The following is a 19,895-nucleotide window of genomic DNA, read 5'->3' as shown; positions in this document are numbered from 1 at the left end:
TATGTACCGATTTAGTACGGCATATTCCCTGCAACAAAAGGTAAAGAAACATGCAGCTCAAGTCCCTGGCCACGGCCAAGATCACTGCCAAGGCAGCAGCACTCTTCGCCGTCGGAGCCCTGACGCTCACGGCATGTGGCGGCAACTCCACCCCGGCCGCGTCCGAAGGCGGCGTCCAGCTGATCAACGCCGGCAAGCTCACGGTCTGCTCCGATGTCCCCTACGAGCCGTTCGAGTTTGAGAAGGACGGCGAGACGGTAGGCTTCGACATCGACATCGCCAAGGAAATCGCCAAGGACCTCGACGCCGAGCTGAGCATCGTGGACAGCTCCTTCGAGGCCATCGAGACCGGCACCGCACTGACCCAGTGCGACCTGTCCATCTCCTCGGTCTCCATCACGGACACACGCAAGAACGTCATGGACTTCTCCACGCCGTACATGGATGACGACCTCACGCTGCTCGCCTCCAAGGACTCCGGCATCAAGAGCCTGGAGGACGCCAAGGGCAAGAAGGTCGGCGTCCAGCAGGCCACCACCGGCGCCAAGTACGCGTCCGAGAAGGGCATCGACGCCCAGCAGTTCGAGGACACCGGGCTTCTCACGCAGGCCATCCAGGCCGGCACCATCGACGCCGCCCTGGGCAACCAGTCCGTCCTGGCCTACGCCATCAAGGACAACGACAAGTGGGAGCGCGTGGAGAACTACAGCACGGGCGAGCAGCTGGGCATCGGCATCAAGAAGGGCAACACCGCGATGGCCGAGAAGGTCAACGCCACGCTCAAGCGCCTGAAGGATGATGGCTCCCTGGAGAAGTTCGAAACCACCTGGTTCGGCGAGACCGCCAAGTAGGCAGCCCACGGCCATCGCGGCCACGGCTCCTGCATAGCCCCTGAGAACACGCAGCTGAGGCCCCGGACGCACTGTCCCCAGTCCGTCCGGGGCCTCAGCCACGCACAACGAATGTGAGCACCCCATGGCAATGACCGCAAGTCAGCGCGCCAGAGTAAGCCTTTACGTCCAGGCCGGCATCTTCATCGTCGCAGTTGCCGCGCTGGTCCTGGCCACCGACTGGAAGACCGTCGCCAACAGCGTCTTCAACTTCGGCAAGATCGGCCCGATGTTCCCGGGAATCATCCTGACGGGCCTGAGCAACACGCTGATTTACACCGCCCTCGGCTTTATCGTGGGCCTTTCCGGCGGCCTCCTTCTGGCCCTCATGAAGCTTTCCAGCTTCCCCCTCTACCGGTGGATCGCCACCGCGTACATCGAATTCTTCCGCGGCATCCCGGCCCTTCTGGTCTTCATCGCCTTCGGCTACGGCGTTCCCCTGGCCTTTGGCGTTTCGTGGAACGTGACCGTCGTGGTCATGATCTCGCTGGGAATGGTGGCCTCGGCCTACATCGCAGAAACCCTCCGCGCAGGCCTGCAGGCCGTGCCCAAGGGCCAGCTCGAGGCCGCCCGCTCGCTGGGCATGCCGCAGTGGCGGGCAATGGTCACCATCGTGATCCCGCAGGCCTTCAAGATCGTCCTGCCGCCCCTGACCAACGAGGTCATCCTGCTCACTAAGGACTCCTCGCTGATCTACGTCCTGGGCCTGACTGCCTCCCAGTTTGAACTCACCAAGTTCGGCCGCGACGGCATCTCCTCGCTGGGTGCGGGCCTCACGCCGCTCCTCGTAGCGGGTGCCTTCTACCTGGTCATCACCATCCCCCTGAGCCTCCTGGCCCGGAAGTTCGAAAGCCGCTCCGCGCGGACCAAGCGATAGGCAGGGAAGACAATGAACGACGTCGTCACTAACCCCAGCGGCAGCACCTCCCCCATCAACGCGGCAGGCGTGGACATCAGCAACCTGCGCAAGTCCTACGGCTCCAACGAGGTGCTCAAGGGCATCAACCTCAGCGTGGCCCCCGGCGAGGTGGTGTGCCTGATCGGTCCGTCCGGTTCCGGCAAGTCCACCCTGCTCCGGTGCGTGAACCTGCTGGAAACACCCAACCAGGGCAGCATCCATGTGGGCGGCTTTGAAGCCACGGACCCCGAGGTGGACATCGACCGGATGCGCCGCAAGGTGGGCATGGTGTTCCAGCAGTTCAACCTGTTCCCGCACCTGGACGCCCGGCGCAACTGCACCATCGCCCAGACCAAGGTACTGAAGCGTTCGCAGGCAGAGGCGGACAAGGTGGCCCAACACAACCTTGAGCGCGTCGGCCTGGGGCACCTGGCGGACCGCTTCCCGGACCAGCTGTCCGGCGGCCAGCAGCAGCGCGTTGCCATTGCCCGGGCGCTGAGCATGGACCCGGAACTGATGCTCTTCGACGAGCCCACGTCCGCCCTGGACCCTGAAACGGTGGGCGATGTCCTGTCCGTCATGCGCAACCTTGCCAAGGAAGGCATGACCATGCTGGTGGTCACGCACGAGATGGGCTTCGCCCGCGAAGTGGCGGACCGCGTGGTCTTCATGGACGGCGGCGTGGTGGTGGAGGAAGGCGTGGCCGAACAGGTCATCAGTGCCCCCACCCAGCCGCGTACCAAGGAATTCCTGCGCCGGGTGCTGGACCCGACGCACATCGACCTGGAGGACTAGGCTCGGACTTCCGCACCGATTTCGGACAGCCGCTACGTGGATCCACGTGGCGGCTGTCCGTTTTCGTAGCAGATGCCCGGAGCGCAGGCCCGAAACCGGGTCCGGGGAACGCCCGCCCGCTCCAGCATGGCCGCGAAAGCCGCCCGGTCCGCCAGGTCAGTCCACGTCCAGCGGATGACCCTGCGGCCGGCGGCACGGATCCGGTCCTCGCGCCGTTTCTCCGCAACCACCACGTCCGACGGCGTGCGGCCGCTCAGGTACTCGGCCTTCTGATACTTCACCAGCCCGTCGAATTCCCCGGCCAGCCCCTCCTCCGGCCACTCGAAGTCAAGCAACGCCACAAATCCCCTCCGGTCACGGATTTCGGTCTGGAGGCGCGGTTCCTTGAAGCCTTCCATGTACATATAGGCGCGGCTGAGTGACTCCCCGGGCGAGCCTGAGGCCGGGTCCGCGAAGCCAAGCACCATTCGAATGCGCCGGGCAGCCGCTGCACTGTATTCCGGGCCTATGGACCCTTCGAGTTCGGCCAAGGTCAGGGGCAGGAGCCGCTGGACGGGGTCCGGCTTGAGCACATGGTCCACCGCGGCCACGCCCTGTTCGAACGTTCCAAACGCCGCCAGGTCCAACACCGTGCGCAGCCTTCCGGTCACCCACAGACCGGACCGTAGCTGAACGTCCGCCGCTTCCGGATCCCCGCGGTGCCGTCGCACACCCGCCCGCGAACGTCCTCCGCCGCCATCAGCTGTCAACGCGTGCACGATCTGCTGGGTCCCGAGCAATGGAATGCCCCAAACAGCAGCAGAGGACTCGCGGCAGAACACCGTCCGTGATTGGAGCGTCGCAGCGGCCGCCCGAATCAGCAACGGATACTGCTCCCAGTGTTTGAGCGCGTTCCACTCTTTTGCCGATACGTAGACCCCTTGCCGGATCCTGCAGAGCTCTTTGGACGCAGCGCGGCGGGACAACGTCCGGCTGTCCTGGCCAACCCGTGCGTAGTCGCTGCTGAGAATCAGGGGAATCTGGTCCATGGCACGATGCTCTGCCCTACTCTCGGGGGCAGGAAGGGGGCACAGAGGCCATGTGGACAACTACCCGACGCTGCGGTTCCGGACCGAGGCTGCGGTTCCAGTCGTCCGCGCCCGGGGCCCGGGCAGCCGCAGTCCGAAACCGGGGCGTCAGTCCGAAACCAGCGCGCTTTGCCCGGACCAGCGCCTACCCGGCCAGCACACCCTCCACCGCCGCGGCAACGGCCTCCTTGATCCGCGCGTGCAGGCCCCGCAGCCCCCGCCGGTTCGTCCGCACCTCGATGATCGTGCGCCCCTGCAGCGGCTGGCCAAGCGCTTCGGCGAGACCCGCCGTCGTACTTACCGCTGAATGTCCGACGCCGTACGCTGCGGCGAGTGCCGCGATGTCCACCGAGTGCGGGGTGCTGAAGAGGCGTTCGACGGCGTCTCCGTAGTTCCCGGACTCCTCCACGGCGCCGTGCTCCAGGAGTCCGAAGATGGCCCCGCCGGAGTCGTTGAGTACCACAATGCGGAGGGTTGGCTCGTCCTCGCCGGCGCCGAGGAGCAGGCCGCCGGCGTCATGGAGGAAGGTGACGTCGCCCAGCAGGACCGTGGTGTCCTGGCCGGCGCCGATCGCCAAGCCGGTGGCGGTGGAGATGGTGCCGTCGATCCCGGCCAGGCCGCGGTTGGCGTAGACGGTGGCCGCGGGTTCAGGGGCGGGCAGGCCGGCCAGGTCCACGTCGCGGATCCCGTTGGAGGAGCCCAGCAGCAGCTGCCCGCGCGCGTGCTTCCACACGAGCGACGCGACGGACGGGCCTCTGGCAGGAGCTTCAGCGGACAGCACTCCGTCCAGCGCGTGCTGCGCGGCGGACCCGGCCAGCAGCCAGGCATCCAGCCAGCCGCCGCTCCCCCGGCCGGCGAAATCGGCGAGGTCGGCCAGGCTTTCGAGGGGCAGTTCCGTGCGCCGGCCTGGCTCGTACCAGGCGACCGGAACGGGCTGATAGAGCGCTGACGGGACGTCGGGGCGGGCCAGGAGAGCGGCGACCGGGCGGGACAGTGTGGGCCGGCCGAACAGGACCACCCGCTCAATCGGCTGGGCAGAGTCCGGGCCGAAGTGCTCCAGCAGCAGCCGGTACGGGCCAACGGCGTTGGGGCCAAAGCGGGCGTTGGAGGACGGCTCGGCCAGAAGCGGCAGGCTGTGTGCGCGCGCGAAAGCCTCGGCCACGGGTCCGGCGTCGTGCCCGGCCAGGACCACGGTGCGCCGTTCCGGAAGATGTTCCGGGGCCGGAGGCAGGTTCATCACCAGCGGTTCGGCTCCCACCCGGAAACGCTGTGTCCCGGCGGCCGCGGGCATCTTCTCGCCGGCGGCCGGAACCAGCGGGTCCCGGAAGGCCAGGTTCAGCTGCACGGGGCCGGGCGGGAGGTCCGGGAACGCACCCGTGGCGGCGGACAGTGCGGTTTCTACGGCACGCTGCGGGTCGGTTCCGGCCGGAACGTCGACGGCGAACCGCACCTGCTCACCGAAGAGGTCCGGCTGAACCGTGGTCTGGTTGGCGCCGGTTCCGCGGAGCTCCTCGGGCCGGTCTGCGGAAATCACCAGCAGCGGGACGGCGGCGTGGTTGGCCTCCATGACGGCGGGCATCAGGTTTCCGACGGCGGTTCCGGACGTGGTGACGACGGCGGCCGGGGAGCCGGTGGACAGCGCCAGGCCGAGCGCGGTGAACCCGGCGCTCCGCTCGTCGATCCGGACCAGCAGCTCCACCCGCCCCGCTGCGGACGCCTCTGCGAGCGCGTAGGCCATGGGCGCGGACCGCGAACCGGGACAGACCACCACGTGCCGCACACCGCCGTCGAGCATTATCCCGACGGCGATCCGCGCCGCCTCGAGAGAGTTCAGGAAAGTCACCAAACCAGTCTCCCACCCCCGGACGCTCTCTCACTTACCGTCGCTTAAACCCAAACGCTCTCTCACCTTGCGAACCGTAAGGCGCGAAGGGTGAGAGAGCGTTGGCCCGAAACCGCAGGAAGTGAGAGAGCGTCCCGGGGAGGCGGGAGGGAACGGGAGCTAGGCGTCCGTGCGGAACACCTGGATCACCGACGGCCGGGGCGCGCGCGCCTGGCCCGGTGCCGGCGTCGTACCAGCCGGAACGTAGTCCGGGAAGAAGGACACCTGGTTCTCGAACGAGCCGTCCTCGCCCGGGTGCTGCACGGCGACGAACACGGTGCGCTCTTCGTCGTGGATGATCGGTCCGCAGGTCTCTCCATCGCGCGGGACAGCCAGGAACTGCTCCACCTTGCCGCGTTCAGCACCTTCCAAGGTGACCTTGAAGAGCCCGTCGGCGCGGCCGATGCCGCTGGGTGCACCGTCCGTGGAGATCCAGAGGTTGCCCACAGAGTCGAAGGCAAGGTTATCCGGGCAGGAGATGGGCGAAACCTGGTCCACCGGGAAGCCGGAGAAGTAGGTGACGTCACCCTGGGCCGGATCGCCGCACACCATCAGCAGGTTCCATGTGAAGGTGGTGGACGTCTGGTCGCCGGTTTCGGTGATTTCCACGATGTGGCCGTCGCGGTTCTGGTTGCGCGGGTTGACCTCGGTGGCGCCTTCCTTCGTGCCGGTGCCACGTGCGGAGTTGTTGGTGCAGGCCACGTAGACCTTGCCGGTGTGCAGGCTGGGCTCCACGTCCTCGGCCCGGTCCATCTTGGTGGGACCGACCTTGTCCGCCGCGAGGCGGGTGTAAACCAGGACTTCCTCGACGGACATGCCCGGAACGGCGGACTTGCCGTCCACCACCAGGGGAAGCCATTCGCCGATGCCGTCGAAGGCGCCGTCGGACGGAACGTTGCCGGTGCCATCGATCTCCGCTGCCGGAGAGTTGCCGGTGAAGCGTGCGACGTACAGGCTGCCGGCAGAGAGCAGCGTCATGTTGTGCTTGCGGTCGCCTTCGATGTACTTGTCCTTGGAGACGAACTTGTACAGGTAGTCGAAGCGCTCGTCGTCGCCGGAGTAGGCCACCACGTGGCCGGACTCGGCGATGATCACGTTGGCGCCCTCGTGCTTGAAGCGGCCCAGCATCGAGTGCTTCTTCGGGGTGGACGTGGGGTCGAACGGGTCAACTTCCACGATGTAGCCGAAGCGGTTGGACTCGTTCTCGTAGCCGGCGTTGCGGGTGTCGAAGCGCGGGTCGTCCAGTTCCCACTTGCGGGCGGTGGCCTTGGAGGTCAGGCCGTAGCGCTTGTCGGACGCCGAGGTGCCTTCGGAGACGAAGTAGCCCTGGAAGTTCTCCTCGCCGGACAGGATGGTGCCCCACGGCGTGGTGCCGCCGGCGCAGTTGCCCAGCGTGCCCTTGATGAAGCGGCCTGCGGGGTCCTCCACGGTCTTGACCAGGGCGGAACCGGCGGCGGGGCCGGTCAGTTCGTAAACGGTGCTGTTCAGGTAGCGGCGGTTCAGCCCGGCACCCTTGACGTAGGTCCACGGCTGGTTCTTGTTGTGGCGCTCCAGTTCCACGACGGACAGCCCGTGTGCGGCCTGGCCCACGGCGCGGACCTGCTCTGCCGGCATTGTGGGCGGGAACATGAGGGCGTCGTTGGTGTACTCGTGGTTGGAGAACATGACTGCCCGGCGGCCCTTGCTGCCCGGAATCTCGAGGATATCCGTGTAGTCGTTGTTGTAGCCGAACTGCTTTTCCTGCGCCTCAACCGTCTGGTTGTTGATGTCGAACACCGGGGCGTCGTTGAACATCGGGTCGCCCCAGCGGATGACCGGCTTCCAGGTGAAGCCCTCGGGGACAGTAACAGCGTCCACCATGGCGTCAATCGACGGAATGGGAGAGAACTGGAGCTTCGACTTGGCGAAGCCCTCGGTGGCTGCCTTGGACAGGCCGGCGGCATTCGCCTTCTCCGGCGAGGTGACAGCACCCCCGAGTACGACGGCGAGGGCACCGGCGGCGCCAAAGCCCAGGGCGGCGCGGCGGGACATCGTTGCGGAGGCGATGTCGCGGAAGTAGCTGTTGGAACTGGTGTTGCAGACATCGCCGGCACAGGCGTTGTCGCACTTGAGCGCACAGGTAACGGCGCTGCGCTTGCCCTTGGTGTGGCCGAGCATCGGCAGGAGGGGGAACTTACGGGCAGTCGTTTCAGACATGGGGGGCCTTCCAAAATCCTTTGTGGGGTCCCGCCCACCCTGCCAGCCGTTTCCTACACGCAGGGGTCGCCGAGATGAAGTCCAGGTGAACTGAGAGTTGCCTACAGGAACGCTCTCAGAACAGGGCGTGGACGCGGCGGAGCCGGGCCAGCCACCAATCGCGCCGTTCCGCGGGAGCCGCATAGCGCTGCAGCAGCCCGGCGTCGGGGGCCGCGTCGCGGAGGCGGATGGCGCCGTCGTCGGCCGTCAAGGGGTCCAGGGTTACGTCCGACTCGAACAGCGACACTGTCCCCAACCCGCACGCGTACGGCAATTCCGGCAGGGACGCAGCGAGCGCCAGGCCGGCGCGGATTCCCACGGACGTGTCCAGCGCCGAACTTACGACGGCGGGCAGCCCGGCCTGCGCCACGATCTCCAGCGCGCGCCGCACTCCCCCAAGCGGCGCCACCTTGACCACGATCAGGTCCGCCGCGCCGGCTCGGGCCACGCGGAGGGGGTCGGTTTCCTTGCGCACGCTCTCGTCCGCGGCGATCAGGACAGGCGTCCCGGCGTCCCGCAGTTGAGCGCGCACGGCCGCCAGCCCCTCGATGGACGGCACGGGCTGCTCAGCGTATTCAAGGCCGACGGCGGCGAGTCGGGTCAGTGCCTCGACAGCCCCTGGCACGTCCCAGCCTCCGTTCGCGTCCACCCGGAGGGCGGCCTGCGGAAGGGCTGCGCGGACGGCCTCCACGCGGGCGACGTCCTCGGCGAGTGTTTGCCCCGGCTCCGCGACCTTGACCTTCACCGCATCCACCCGACCGAAGCGGGCCAGCAACTCCGGCACACGGTCCGCGGGGACGGCCGGAATCGTGGCGTTAACGGGGATACTGTCGCGCAGCGGCGCAGGGAAACCCTGCCAGGCGGCCTCGACGGCAGCTGCTAGCCAGCGGGAGGCCTCCGCGTCGCCGTACTCGGGGAACGGGCAGAATTCCCCCCATCCCGCCGGGCCCTGGATCAGCAGCGACTCCCGGGCCGTCACGCCGCGGAACTTTACCCGCATGGGAAGTCTGACCACGTGTGCGCCGGCCAGGAGTTGTTCGAGCGGCGGCACTGTGGGGGGCATGTCGGGCGGGACAGCGGCGGAAAGCGGGGGCATCCGTTCACTGTACCGAGCGCCCCCTGCGGGTTTGCGTAACTTTCTGGACCCGCGGGCCGGGGCGGACCCCGGGTTGGCGGCTGGAGCCGGACTCACTGCCAAAAGTTACGCATTTCCGTACAGAGATGTCAGTCGCCTTTTGCTAATGAGAATCCTTCTCATATAGAGTTCCTTGGGCCCGCCCCCGCTATCCACGTTTAGGAACCCATGCCCAAGAGCAAAGTGCGCAAGAAAGCCAAACAGGCCCTCGACCGGGAGCGGGAGGACCGGCGGGCAGCCGAAGCGTCATGCGCAGCCCCCTGCTGCCCGCAGCCGCCGCTCCGGTCTGCGCCCACCCCTTCGGGCGCCCAGTAGATTCAGACGTCAGCAAGACCGCGGCGCCCGTGCCCGCACCCGCACACCTTTCAACCTAGGAAACACCCATGCCTTTGCGCTCCTTCCTGCTGTCGGCCGCCGCCGCAATCACCTTTTCCCTTGCTGCGCTGACGGCCTGCGGCAGCACTCCCCACACTGCGGGAGGCGCCGCCGGCAAGGACGTGCTTGACGTCATCGGCCCCTACGAAGTCCACAGCCTGGACCCCGCTGCCGCGGAGGGCATCTTCACCCGCCTCCAGGTAGCTGAAACCCTGGTGGACGCCGACGGCGCCGGCCGCCTCCGCCCCGGCCTCGCCACTCACTGGAAGGCGGCAGGAAATGGCTTGTCCTGGGAATTCACGCTAAGGGAAGGGGCAGCGTTCCACGACGGAACTCCGGTAGATGCGGCAGCCGTCGTCGCAGCCCTGGAAAAGGCCCGAACCTCTGAAGCCAACACCCTCGCCACGGCACCGATCACGGCAGTCCGTGCCCACGGCGAAACTGTCGTCATCGAGCTGTCCAAGCAGTTCGCCCCGCTACCGGCAGTCCTTGCCGCCACCAGCACCCAGATCCTGGCCCCGTCCTCCTACGCCAAGGACGGAACGGTGACGCAGGTGGTGGGGTCCGGCCCGTACAAAGTGGTGGAGGTGGCGCCGCCCGCACGGATCGAGCTGGAAGCTTTTGACGGTTACGAGGGGCAGGCACCTGCCGTTGAGGGGGTGGTCTACAAAAGCGTGGGCCGGGCTGAGAATCGCGCCCTGATGGCCGAGAGCGGACAGGCCGACATCACCTTCGGGATGGACCCGACCAGCCTGCAGCGGATCAAGGGCAAGCCAGGGGTCCGGGTGGAATCCGCGCTGCTGCCGCGCACCATCGTGCTGAAGCTCAACGCCGAACATCCCGCCCTGTCCGATGAGCGGGTGCGCAAGGCGCTGTCCCTGGCCCTGGACCGTCCGGCGATGGCCACTGCCGTGCTGCGGGACCCCGACATCGCCGCCACGCAGATGTTCCCGCCGTCCCTGGAGGCGTGGCATGACAAGGCACTGGAACCCCTGGCCCAGGACCTTGACCGTGCCGCTGCCCTCCTGGATGAAGCCGGCTGGTCCAAGGGTTCCGGCGGCGTCCGGGAGAAGGACGGGAAACCCCTCCGGCTGACCCTGCTGACGTTCCCCGACCGTGCCGAACTGCCGACAATGGCCACCGCCATCCAGGCGGCCCTGGCTGAGGTAGGCGTCACCGTCGACGTACGGGTGGACAACTCCAGTGAGATTCCCGCAGGCCACGCCGATGGTTCGCTGGACATGGCACTGTTCACCCGCAACTTCGCCCTGGTGCCGGACCCCACGGTGACCCTGCTGAAGGACTACGCTGCTGGCGGCGGCGACTGGGGCGCCATGAACTGGAGCGATGCGGGAATGCAGAATGCCTTGGGCCGCCTGGCCACGGACCCGGACCACACCGGCGAAAAGGCACAGTCCGCCCGGGAGGCAGTAGCGGGCACACTGCAGGACCAACTGCCGGTCATCCCCGTCTCCTGGTACCGCCAGAGCGTGATCGTCAACGATTCCGTTGAGGGGTTCGTCCTTGACCCGCTGGAGCGCAGCTGGAACCTGGCCTCAGCTTCCTACGCCAAATGAGTGTGACCGTATTCCAGGCTGCGGCCGGCCCTTCGCTTGCGGCCGCCGCCGCGCGGATCCTCGTGCGCCGCGCCGCCCAGGCGGCCGGTGTGGCCCTGGTGGTCACTGTTACCTGCTTCGTCATCGTCCAGCAGTTGCCGGGCGATATCGCCTTCCGCATCGCGGCCGGGCGCTACGGCTATGACAAGGTGGATGCCGCCACCGCTGCCGAAATCCGCGCGGACCTGAACCTGGACGCGCCGGCATGGGAGCAGCTCGGCGCTTGGATCCTGGACGCGGTGCGCCTGGATTTTGGAGCCTCCCTGGTGACCGGCGCCCCGGTCATCGGTGAACTGGGCCATCACCTGTCAGCCACCCTGCAGCTGGCCGCGGTGGCGCTGCTGGTCTCGGTCGCTGTAGGCGCGGTTATCGGAGTACTCGCTGCCCGCTCCCGGGGCGGGGCATTTGACCGGCTCACCGACACCTACGTTGCACTCGTCCGCGCTTTACCGCCCTTCGCCCTCGGACTGCTGCTCATCATCGTGTTCTCCGTCCAGCTGGGCTGGGTTCCGGCAGCCGGCCACGGCGAGGGCCGCAATATCGTACTCCCCGCCTTGACCCTGGCCATCGGCCTGTCCGGACTTTTCGCGCGGGTGACCCGGGATACTGTTGCCCGGATCCTGCAGTCCGAACAGGTCCACTTCGCACGGACCAAGGGGCTGGCACAGAAAATGGTGCTTGCCCGGCACGTGCTGCGCAACGCCGGGGTGACATTGGTGGCCTACGTCGGCGTGCAAATCCTCATCCTGGTGGAAGGCGTGGTGGTGGTTGAGAGCCTTTTCGCCTGGCCCGGGCTCGGCCACGCCCTGGTGCATGCAGTTTTCTGGCGTGACATTCCCGCCATGCAGGCGACCGTCCTGGCGCTGGCTCTCATCGTCGTCGTCGTTTCGACGGCAGTGGATCTCGCCGTACTCGCCCTTGACCCCCGTACCCGGGAGGACCGATGACCACCCGCACCCAACTGCAGCCCGCCATCCAATGGGGTACGGCGGAACGATTCCGCAGCGCAGACACCGCCCGACTGGTTTCCGCCGCACTGCTCACAGCCCTGGTGCTCTTTGCCCTCATCGGCCCGCTGGTGTGGCGAGAGTATTCGGGACAGGACCTCAGCCAGTTCCTGCAGCCCCCTTCGCCGATAGAGCCCTTGGGGCATGACCACCTGGGACGCAGCGTGCTGGCCCGGCTGGCACACGCCACGAGGCTGTCGTTGGGGCTGGCGGCACTGTGCGTGGCCACAGCCGCCATAGCCGGCATTTCCCTGGGCCTGCTCGCGGCATGGCGGCGTGGCTGGCTGGACCAGGCGCTGCTCGGCATCTCGGAGGTCTTCCTGGCGCTGCCTGCCCTGCTGATCGTGCTCATTTTCGCGGCGCTGGCGTCCGGGCAGCTGTGGACGATCTACCTCGGTATCGCACTGGCCCAGTGGGTCGAGTATTTCCGGGTGGTGCGGGCCCGTTCCGTCAGCATCCTGGCCAGTCCCGCGGTGGAGGCCGCCACCATGCTGCGGCTGGGACCGGTGCACATCGTGCGGCGCCATCTTCTGCCGGAACTGGCCCCGGTACTGCTGAGCATGGCCACCCTCGGCCTCGTGACCGCAGTCCTGGCGATGTCCACGCTCAGCTATGTCGGCGTCGGCCTGAAACCGCCTACCGCTGAACTGGGACTGCTGATCACCGAAGCCCTGCCCTACTACCACGAAGCCCCCTGGATGGTGCTGGCGCCCGTTGCGGTACTGCTCCTGCTGCTGGTGGGGCTGCTCGGACTTCGTTCCCAGGAGGACCGCCGATGACCATCGAACTGCTCGACGTCTGTGTCAGTCACAACCGCCGCACCCTGGTGGACGTCCCCGGAATGACGCTGGAACCCGGCCGGGCGGTGACCATCGTAGGAGAAAGCGGGTCGGGCAAGTCCCTCCTGGCCCACGCCCTGATGGGAAGCCTCCCGTCGAGCCTGGACGTCACCGGACGGCTCCGCATCGGCGACGAATGGTCTTCCCTGTCGGACACCGGCGCGCAGCAGCGGCTGTGGGGGCGGCACCTCGCCCTGCTTCCCCAGGAGCCGGTCCTTGCGCTCGATCCAACCATGCCGGTGCGCGCCCAGGTTGCCGAGGGAAACCCCGCGTTCTTCAAGAACCGGCACGGGCGGCGAACGGCGCTCACCCGGGCTGAGCAACGTCTCTCCGGACTGGGCCTGGACGGAGTCGGCCGGTCCTATCCGCACACCCTCTCCGGCGGCATGGCGCAACGGGTCGCGTTCGCGGCGGCCACCATGGGCGGGGCGGCAGTGCTCATTGCCGATGAACCGTCCAAGGGCCTGGACAGCGGATCCCGGGACGCCCTGGCCGAGATGCTTATTCAGCACATCGGGCGCGGCGGCTCACTGCTGACCATCACCCATGACCTGGACCTCGCGCGGGCCTTGGGCGGAACAGTCCTGGTCATGCAACAGGCCGCCATCGTCGAGCAGGGTCCCGCAGACCAGGTGCTCACGGCGCCGGCCCACCCATGGACCCGCCGGCTGCTCGCGGCTGAGCCCAGCCAGTGGAACCCGTCCTGGCGGGGCACCCCTGACTGCAGCAGCACCACCCTCATTGAGGCAACGGGCCTGCGCAAAGCCTACGGCGACCGCCCCCTCTTCGAGGGCCTCGACCTGAAGATTGCCGCCGGGGAACGGCTCGCGCTGACCGGCCCCAGCGGCTGCGGCAAGACCACGCTGGGAGGGATCCTGCTCAAGCTGCTCCGCCCCGACACGGGAACGGTCCAGCACCACGGTTTGTCCGGAGGCCAGGCACAGAAGCTCTACCAGGACCCTGCCGTCGCCTTCGCGCCCCGGGTCAGGATCAAGGACAGCTTCAACGACGTGGTCCGCCGCCACCGTGCAGACCCGCGCCGGGTCGGAGTGCTCCTGGACCGGCTCGGCCTCGACCATGCATTGCTGGACCGCTGGCCTGCCAGTGTCTCCGGCGGGGAACTGCAGCGCCTGGCGATCATCCGGGCCATGCTGGTCAAACCAAAAGTGCTCTTCGCGGACGAACCCACATCCCGCCTGGACCTGCTCACCCAGGAGGAGACCATGAGCTGCCTTCTGGATCAAGTCTCTAAGCATGACACGGCGCTGGTGCTCGTCACCCACGACCACAGCCTCGCCGCCGCCGTCACCACCCGCCACATGTCACTGCCGGGAGTCGAGGGCAGCCAACGTATTCTGGAGCAAATCGCCTAAGGGACCACAACTACTCCAAAAGGGCATGAGCATCACTACGACAAGAGCAGCCACCGCGCCCCTCTATGCCGCCGGGTTCGTCACGGCCTTCGGTGCGCACAGCATCGCGGCCGGCCTGGGTGCGCAGAGTGACAACATCGGCCTGACCCTCCTGAACCTGGGCATCCTGCTGGCGCTCTACGACGTGTCCGAGGTGTTCCTCAAGCCCGTCTTCGGCGCGTTGAGTGACCGGATCGGGCCCAAACCGGTGATCGTGGGCGGCCTCCTGGGCTTCGCCGCGCTGTCCCTGATCGGGCTGTGGGCGGCCGACCCGTTGATGCTCGCCCTTGCCCGGCTGGGACAGGGCGCGGCGGCGTCGGCCTTCTCGCCGTCGTCCTCTGCGATGGTGGCCAGGCTGGCGCGCGGCGGCCAGGCGGGCACCTACTTTGGGCGCTACGGGTCGTGGAAGAGCCTGGGCTACATCATCGGGCCGCTGCTGGGTGCGGGGCTGATTTTCGCCGGCGGGTTCCCGCTGCTGTTCGGAGCGCTGTCGGCGCTGGCTGCGGTCACCGCAGTGTGGGTGCTCGTGGCAGTTCCGCACCTTGAGCCGCTCCCCCGCCAGCGGTACACGGTCGTGGACCTGGCACGGCAGGTGGGCGAGCGGCGGTTCCTGGTGCCCACGCTGGTTTTGGCGGCGTCGACGGGGGCCCTCGGCGCGGCGGTGGGTTTCCTCCCGGCGCTGGCGACGCGGCACGGCATGGACGCAGTGGCCGGCACCGCCGCGGTGAGCGTGGTGGCGCTGGGTTCCGTCCTGGCGCAGCCATGGATGGGGCGCATGCGCGACCTCCACCGGGTTTCGGACAATAAGGGCACGACGGCGGGGCTCCTCCTTATCGCCGCAGGCGTCGGTCTGGTGGCGGCAGCCCCCGGTCCGGTCACCATTTTCCTTGCGGCTGCGGCAATCGGTACGGGCATTGGCGCGGCGACCCCGCTGGCGTTCGCGCACCTGGCCGACACGACGCCGCCGGAGCGGATGGGCCGGACGATGGGTTCGGCGGAGCTGGGCCGGGAACTGGGCGACGCCGGCGGACCGCTTCTGGTGGGCGGCGTCGCCACGCTGACGGTGCTTCCGTTCGGGCTGGGTGCGCTGGCGGCGCTCATCGCGGCGGCAGCACTCCCCCGCCTCGACGCAGCCCCCGCTCCGTCCTCCGAGCCCAACTAGGTAGCGCTAAGTGCCGTTTTGAGGCCCCAAAACGGCACTTAGCGCGACATAGTTGGGTGGAGCAGGCTCCCAGCTTTTTGTGACACGCTTAATCCGATGACTTTTTCACGGCTGGCACAGGTCCGGGCAGCAGCGCGCCCTGCTCCGGGTTCGGCGGCGCTGTTCGCCACGGCCACCCTGGCCTGCGTCGCGGGACTGGTGGCCACGTACTACTTTTTTGTCCAGACGACCACGGGCCAGTTCATCGACGAGTCCGCGCTGGTGGAAGCGGTGGAAATCCACGGTCCGGCCGGCAAGGCGAGCACCAAGTTCCTTGACCTGCTGCCCACCATCTCACTGGTGATGGCCGCCGTCGTGGTCCTGTTTGTGACCGTCATCAGGCGGCACTGGGCGGAAGCAGCGATTGCCATCAGCGCGTGCGTGGGCGCGAACGTGGCCACGCAGGTGCTCAAGGCGCTGCTCCCGGCCCGCCCGGACAAGGGTGTGATCACGCTGGAGCTGAATTCGCTCCCCTCTGGCCACACCACGCTTGCGGCCTCCGCGGCGGCTGCGGTGTTCCTGATGGCATCGCCGCGGTGGCGTCCGATGGCCGGTTTCATCGGCGGGACGTTCGCGATCGCGTCCGGAGTGTCCACCCTGATCAACCAGTGGCACCGGCCGGCCGACGTGGTGGCCGCCTTCCTGGTCGTGGGCGCGTTCATGATTCCGGCGGGCTGGCTGATCATGCGCCGCGGCATGTGGAACGCGTGGGAAGGCTTTGGCCGGCACCTGGGATCGGCGCGGATGTGGCTGACGCTGCCGGTCGCCATCGGGCTGGTCTCAGCTGCTGTTGCCGTGTATTCGCTGGCCCTGATCGCGCCCGGGGGCCCGCAGGCCAGCAGCACCAACTACTTCTGGGCGGGCATCGCGCTGATCGTCATCGCAGGATATCTGGGCGCCGTGGCCACCACGTCGCTGTTCGCTTTTGCCGCTCGGCGCCGGGACGCGCCAACGCGCTGACCTGCGAAAACATCGCCAAATTTGAGCAAATCTTGATGAAATACACCGGCGTAATTTGATGTGCCCCGGGAAGGATGTGTTGTGCCGGAACCAAAAAATTCGGCGTACGGCTGGTCCACTGGGGGGCGGCCGGTCCGCGTGGGGAGCGGACCTTTTGACACACAAAGGACATTCTCATGGGTCTCAGCATCAGCACCACGGCCGGCAAGGTCCTGGCCTCAGCAGCGCTTGTCGGAACGGCGGCTGCAGTAGCCGGCCTCGGCACGTACGGTGGATTCACGGACAGCACCACCGCAGCAGACCAGCAAGTCACGGCCGGCAGCACCAACATCGATCTGGCCAACGGCACGCTCACCACCACCGTCACGGGCCTCCTGCCCGGCGACTCGGTGGAGAGGGTTGCAACGCTCAGCAACGCCGGTACTTCCGGCTTCAACACCGTTACGCTCACCACCGCGCTTCCGACAGGTGCCACGGCGAACGTCCTCACTACCGACGCCACCAACGGCCTTCAGCTGAAAATTGAGTCCTGCAGCACGACGTGGACCACCGTAGCCGACGGTCCCGACACCTGCGGCGGCACTTCCCAAACGGTCCTGGCCACCACAGGCGTCCTGGGCGCCCGAGCGCTTAGCAACCTCGCCTCGGTGACGGCCGGGGCCTCGGACAACCTGAAGATCACCACCTCTTTGCCCGCCACGGCGGACAACAGTTTCCAGGGCCTGACCACCACCATCAAGTTCACCTTCGACGCCACCCAGCGCACCAGCAAGGTCAGCTAGGCCACCGAGATTTGCCCGGCGCCGTCGAGAAGCTGGCTGCGCCGGGCAACACCACCGCAGGATCACAAACTCAACCCAGGGGGCTGCACCGCGATGAGCATCGGAACCGATCCTGCGGTAACCACCGGCAGCACCCCCACCCTGTCCCGCCGTCCCCGCACCCCCCACGTGGACGGCGGGACTTCTTCCGTGCCGGCAGTAGTTCGCCGCGCCGTCGGCGTCCTCACCACGGGGCTGGTCATCATATCCGTCGCCGCCCTGCTGTTCCTCGCCGTCGGTCCCCGGATCTTCGGTTACCAGACTTCCACCATGTTGACCGGGTCCATGTCCCCCCTGATCAATCCGGGCGACGTCGTGGTCACCGTCCCGGTGCCTGTCTCCGATATCCGGGCTGGGGACATCATCACGTACCGCATCCCGGTTGAGGACAGGAGGGTGGAGACACACCGGGTCACCAAGGTGTTCACTGCCGCGGACGGCTCGACGGCGGTCCGCACCAAGGGTGATGCCAACAACGGCGTGGATCCCTGGGAAGCATCGTTGAACGGCAAAACCGTCCACAAACACGTATTCACTGTTCCTGCCCTTGGACATGCCGTCCGCGCCCTCCGCGAGCCTGTAGTGCTGAACTCGCTGATGTACGGCGCGCCTGCGATCCTGGTGCTTGGTGTGCTGCGTTCCATCTGGCGGCGGGAGCCTGCCCTGTCCACCGGGAAGAATGGCTAGGCCCGCGGCCAGGGACGCCGTTGCGTGCTGGGCCGCCGCCGCCTCGGCAGGGTGCCTGCTGCTGGGCTTTGCGGCAGCCCCGGCAGCCCAGGCGGCATTCACCACGCAGGCAGTGGCCCAGGCCGTGGTGGGCACCGCGACCATCGGGTCCCCCACCGACACCAGTGTGGTCCCGGTGTGCTCCAGCAAGAAGACCCTCACGCTGACGGTCAACGTCAGGGAGACCGTTCCCTACGCCAACTTCCTGGACGTCACTATCACCAGCGGGACCGAGAGCACCAACCGGGTCCAGCCCGTCGGGAGTATTGAGTCACACACGCTGACCATTTCGGCCGCAAAGGGCAGCACCGTGGACTACACGTACACGGTCCGCGGGCTCTACACACCGGTCAACTCCACCAACACCTGGCGCAGCGCCACCCCGCTGACCCGCACCGTCAGCTGCAGCTAAGCAACCGAGCCTATCCGGCCGAACCCGTATCCGGCCGGCCGGGCTGGTAGAGGTCGATGATGGGCAGGTGCCCGTCCGTGCGGATGGAGTCACCGCCGCCATTGCGGTGGTGGTAGCCGCTGGAGTAGTTGCGGATGACGTGGACGGACTGCACGGCCTTGGCTATCCGCAGCGTTTCGATGATGAAGTCCCGTTCCTCGTCGGTCCGGTCGGCGATTTTGTGCGTGATCTGGAATGTGAAGAGCGAGAGCCCCACGCTGCGGTCGTAGGTCCCGGCCCCCACGAAGTCAACGGAGAGGCCGCCCGGCAGCATCCACCCGTCAGGGCACTTCCAGAAGCGGACGTGGTGCCGCTTGCGCGGGTTCCCGTCGATCTCCCGCTGGAACGCCAGGTCCTGCCGATTACCGAAGACGTAGAGCGCGCTGACCGGGGCCTCCGGGTAGCTCCGCCCCAGCACCGTCGAGGTCAGCGTCCGCCACGCCGTCCCCGGCGTTATCGGATCCGCCTCCACCCAGCCGGCGGTCCGCATCGCCCGCCGCAGCTCCTCCCCGGTCCCCACCACCGCCAGGTTCACGGGGTCGCCGAGCACACCGTCGCCTGTCCTGGCCCGGCCGATGAAGTAATCGGGGATGTACAGGCTGCTAAGGATTTTGTGGATGCGCGGCAGCAGGGCGTAGGCCAGGATCAGCCACACGGGCAGGAATACCCAGGCCTGTTCAGGTCCGCGGGCCAGCCGCGCGAGGAAGAAGTAGTACACCGCCCAGCCCACGGCGACGGTCACCAGCAGGTACAGCAGCCGCTGCAGAACCGCCAGGACAGTGGCCCACCTGCTTTGCCGCCGCTCTGCCGGGTTGCCCGACGGCGAGTGGTCAGGTTCCAGCGGCGCCTGCCGGCCGCCGTTGTATTTTCCGTTGAAGGTCATTGCCCGGGAAGGTTCAGCTGCTCCACGATGATCCGCGCGGTTTCCGGGTCGCCCAGGATCCGGAAGTGCCCCGCCACGGGCAGCTCGATGTTGGTGGCCCCGGGCAGGACGCTCCCCTCGGGAATGTGCGGATCGAACGGCCCGTACAGCGAGGTAATCCGGCTGTTGATGGTTTCCTCGCGCGCCAGTTCCCGGGTCAGTGCGCTGCGCGGAGAGAAAATCCGGAGGCTGGGCAGCAGCATGTAACGGGCGTAACGCGACCCCAGGAACGGGGTGCACACCGTGACCATCCGGCTGATCCGCTGCTCGGGGTCCAGGCTCAGCATGGCGTACTTGCCGATCAGCCCGCCCTTGCTGTGCGCCACCAGCGCGGCATCACGCAGCCCGGCTTCTTCGAGGTGCTGGGCCACCAGCCGTGCCGCCACCGGGACCTCCAGCTTGTTCCGCTGCAGGACGGTGACCACGTGGACCGGGTGGCCGGCGTCGTGGATGGCATGGATGAGCGGGAGCATGAACTGCCAGTTCTCGTACACACCGGGGATGATCACCACGGGGCTGCGGTGGCCCTGGTGGAACGACCCCGGCTGCACGCGCGAGAGCATCCCCCGCACCTGCCAGCCCGCCGCGTACAGGTAGTCCTGCAGCCACCAGAGGGCCTTCTGTGCGGGGCCGGGCCGGGCCTCGAGGGCGGATTCAGTCATG

The 19,895-nt window shown here is 67.5% G+C and carries 18 protein-coding genes; 12 read left to right on the top strand and 6 right to left on the bottom strand.

The annotated features are described in order from the left end of the window. Positions 1-50 precede the first annotated feature (50 nt). The 3 genes from ACFWIX_RS02630 (at position 51) to ACFWIX_RS02620 (ending at position 2,583) form a co-directional block, all read left to right on the top strand. A complete protein-coding gene (locus ACFWIX_RS02630) occupies positions 51-851 on the top strand; it encodes an ABC transporter substrate-binding protein (protein ID WP_377214555.1) in 801 nt (266 codons plus the stop codon). A 124-nt stretch (positions 852-975) separates the two neighbouring features. Next, the gene (locus tag ACFWIX_RS02625; RefSeq protein ID WP_377214554.1) at positions 976-1,767 is read left to right on the top strand and encodes an amino acid ABC transporter permease; all 792 of its coding nucleotides are present in this window, start codon (positions 976-978) and stop codon (positions 1,765-1,767) included. A gap of 12 nt (positions 1,768-1,779) precedes the next feature. After that, entirely contained in the window at positions 1,780-2,583 is an 804-nt protein-coding gene (locus tag ACFWIX_RS02620; protein ID WP_377214553.1) for an amino acid ABC transporter ATP-binding protein, read from the top strand. 32 nt (positions 2,584-2,615) lie between these two features. Here ACFWIX_RS02620 and ACFWIX_RS02615 read toward each other — a convergent pair whose 3' ends face one another. From ACFWIX_RS02615 to ACFWIX_RS02600, 4 genes are all read right to left on the bottom strand, one after another. Then, positions 2,616-3,611, bottom strand: coding sequence for a hypothetical protein (locus ACFWIX_RS02615; RefSeq protein ID WP_377214552.1), 996 nt, complete (start codon positions 3,609-3,611; stop codon positions 2,616-2,618). Between the two features lie 184 nt (positions 3,612-3,795). Beyond that, positions 3,796-5,493, bottom strand: a complete 1,698-nt coding sequence (gene menD / locus ACFWIX_RS02610; RefSeq protein WP_377214551.1) for a 2-succinyl-5-enolpyruvyl-6-hydroxy-3-cyclohexene-1-carboxylic-acid synthase — start codon at positions 5,491-5,493, stop codon at positions 3,796-3,798. Between the two features lie 159 nt (positions 5,494-5,652). Beyond that, positions 5,653-7,728: a PhoX family protein gene (locus ACFWIX_RS02605; protein WP_377214550.1), complete on the bottom strand. Its 2,076-nt coding sequence runs from the start codon at positions 7,726-7,728 to the stop codon at positions 5,653-5,655. 115 nt (positions 7,729-7,843) lie between these two features. Further along, positions 7,844-8,863, bottom strand: coding sequence for an o-succinylbenzoate synthase (locus ACFWIX_RS02600; protein ID WP_377214549.1), 1,020 nt, complete (start codon positions 8,861-8,863; stop codon positions 7,844-7,846). Between the two features lie 422 nt (positions 8,864-9,285). On the opposite strand from ACFWIX_RS02600, the gene ACFWIX_RS02595 reads away from it, so the two are divergent. From ACFWIX_RS02595 to ACFWIX_RS02555, 9 genes are all read left to right on the top strand, one after another. After that, complete coding sequence (locus tag ACFWIX_RS02595; protein WP_377214548.1) at positions 9,286-10,854, top strand: ABC transporter substrate-binding protein; 1,569 nt, start codon at positions 9,286-9,288, stop codon at positions 10,852-10,854. After that, complete coding sequence (locus ACFWIX_RS02590; protein WP_377214547.1) at positions 10,851-11,840, top strand: ABC transporter permease; 990 nt, start codon at positions 10,851-10,853, stop codon at positions 11,838-11,840. The genes ACFWIX_RS02595 and ACFWIX_RS02590 overlap by 4 nt, the downstream gene beginning before the upstream one ends. Continuing rightward, positions 11,837-12,679, top strand: coding sequence for an ABC transporter permease (locus tag ACFWIX_RS02585; RefSeq protein ID WP_377214546.1), 843 nt, complete (start codon positions 11,837-11,839; stop codon positions 12,677-12,679). Before ACFWIX_RS02590 ends, ACFWIX_RS02585 begins: the two co-directional genes overlap by 4 nt. Then, positions 12,676-14,112 (top strand): ABC transporter ATP-binding protein, encoded by a 1,437-nt coding sequence (locus tag ACFWIX_RS02580; protein WP_377214545.1) that lies wholly within the window; start codon positions 12,676-12,678, stop codon positions 14,110-14,112. The genes ACFWIX_RS02585 and ACFWIX_RS02580 overlap by 4 nt, the downstream gene beginning before the upstream one ends. Before the next feature lie 25 nt (positions 14,113-14,137). Continuing rightward, complete coding sequence (locus ACFWIX_RS02575; RefSeq protein WP_377214544.1) at positions 14,138-15,313, top strand: MFS transporter; 1,176 nt, start codon at positions 14,138-14,140, stop codon at positions 15,311-15,313. A 96-nt stretch (positions 15,314-15,409) separates the two neighbouring features. Beyond that, on the top strand, positions 15,410-16,312 hold the full coding sequence (locus ACFWIX_RS02570) for a phosphatase PAP2 family protein (RefSeq protein WP_377214543.1): 903 nt from the start codon (positions 15,410-15,412) through the stop codon (positions 16,310-16,312). A 176-nt stretch (positions 16,313-16,488) separates the two neighbouring features. Next, entirely contained in the window at positions 16,489-17,094 is a 606-nt protein-coding gene (locus ACFWIX_RS02565; protein ID WP_377214542.1) for a TasA family protein, read from the top strand. 93 nt (positions 17,095-17,187) lie between these two features. After that, the gene (locus ACFWIX_RS02560) at positions 17,188-17,820 is read left to right on the top strand and encodes a signal peptidase I (protein ID WP_377214541.1); all 633 of its coding nucleotides are present in this window, start codon (positions 17,188-17,190) and stop codon (positions 17,818-17,820) included. Then, positions 17,813-18,271: a hypothetical protein gene (locus ACFWIX_RS02555; RefSeq protein WP_377214540.1), complete on the top strand. Its 459-nt coding sequence runs from the start codon at positions 17,813-17,815 to the stop codon at positions 18,269-18,271. The genes ACFWIX_RS02560 and ACFWIX_RS02555 overlap by 8 nt, the downstream gene beginning before the upstream one ends. A 10-nt stretch (positions 18,272-18,281) precedes the next feature. Here the strand turns inward: ACFWIX_RS02555 and ACFWIX_RS02550 are convergent, their stop codons facing one another. Together ACFWIX_RS02550 and ACFWIX_RS02545 are read right to left on the bottom strand one after the other, a co-directional pair. Then, entirely contained in the window at positions 18,282-19,193 is a 912-nt protein-coding gene (locus ACFWIX_RS02550; protein ID WP_377214539.1) for an LssY C-terminal domain-containing protein, read from the bottom strand. Next, a complete protein-coding gene (locus ACFWIX_RS02545; RefSeq protein WP_377214538.1) occupies positions 19,190-19,894 on the bottom strand; it encodes an esterase/lipase family protein in 705 nt (234 codons plus the stop codon). The genes ACFWIX_RS02550 and ACFWIX_RS02545 overlap by 4 nt, the downstream gene beginning before the upstream one ends. Position 19,895: the final 1 nt, after the last annotated feature.

Source organism: Pseudarthrobacter sp. NPDC058362 (assembly GCF_042723515.1).
Taxonomy (GTDB): Bacteria; Actinomycetota; Actinomycetes; order Actinomycetales; family Micrococcaceae; genus Arthrobacter.
The sequence above is the reverse complement of the archived record's forward strand: the minus strand, read 5'-3'. Positions and strand labels throughout refer to the sequence as shown.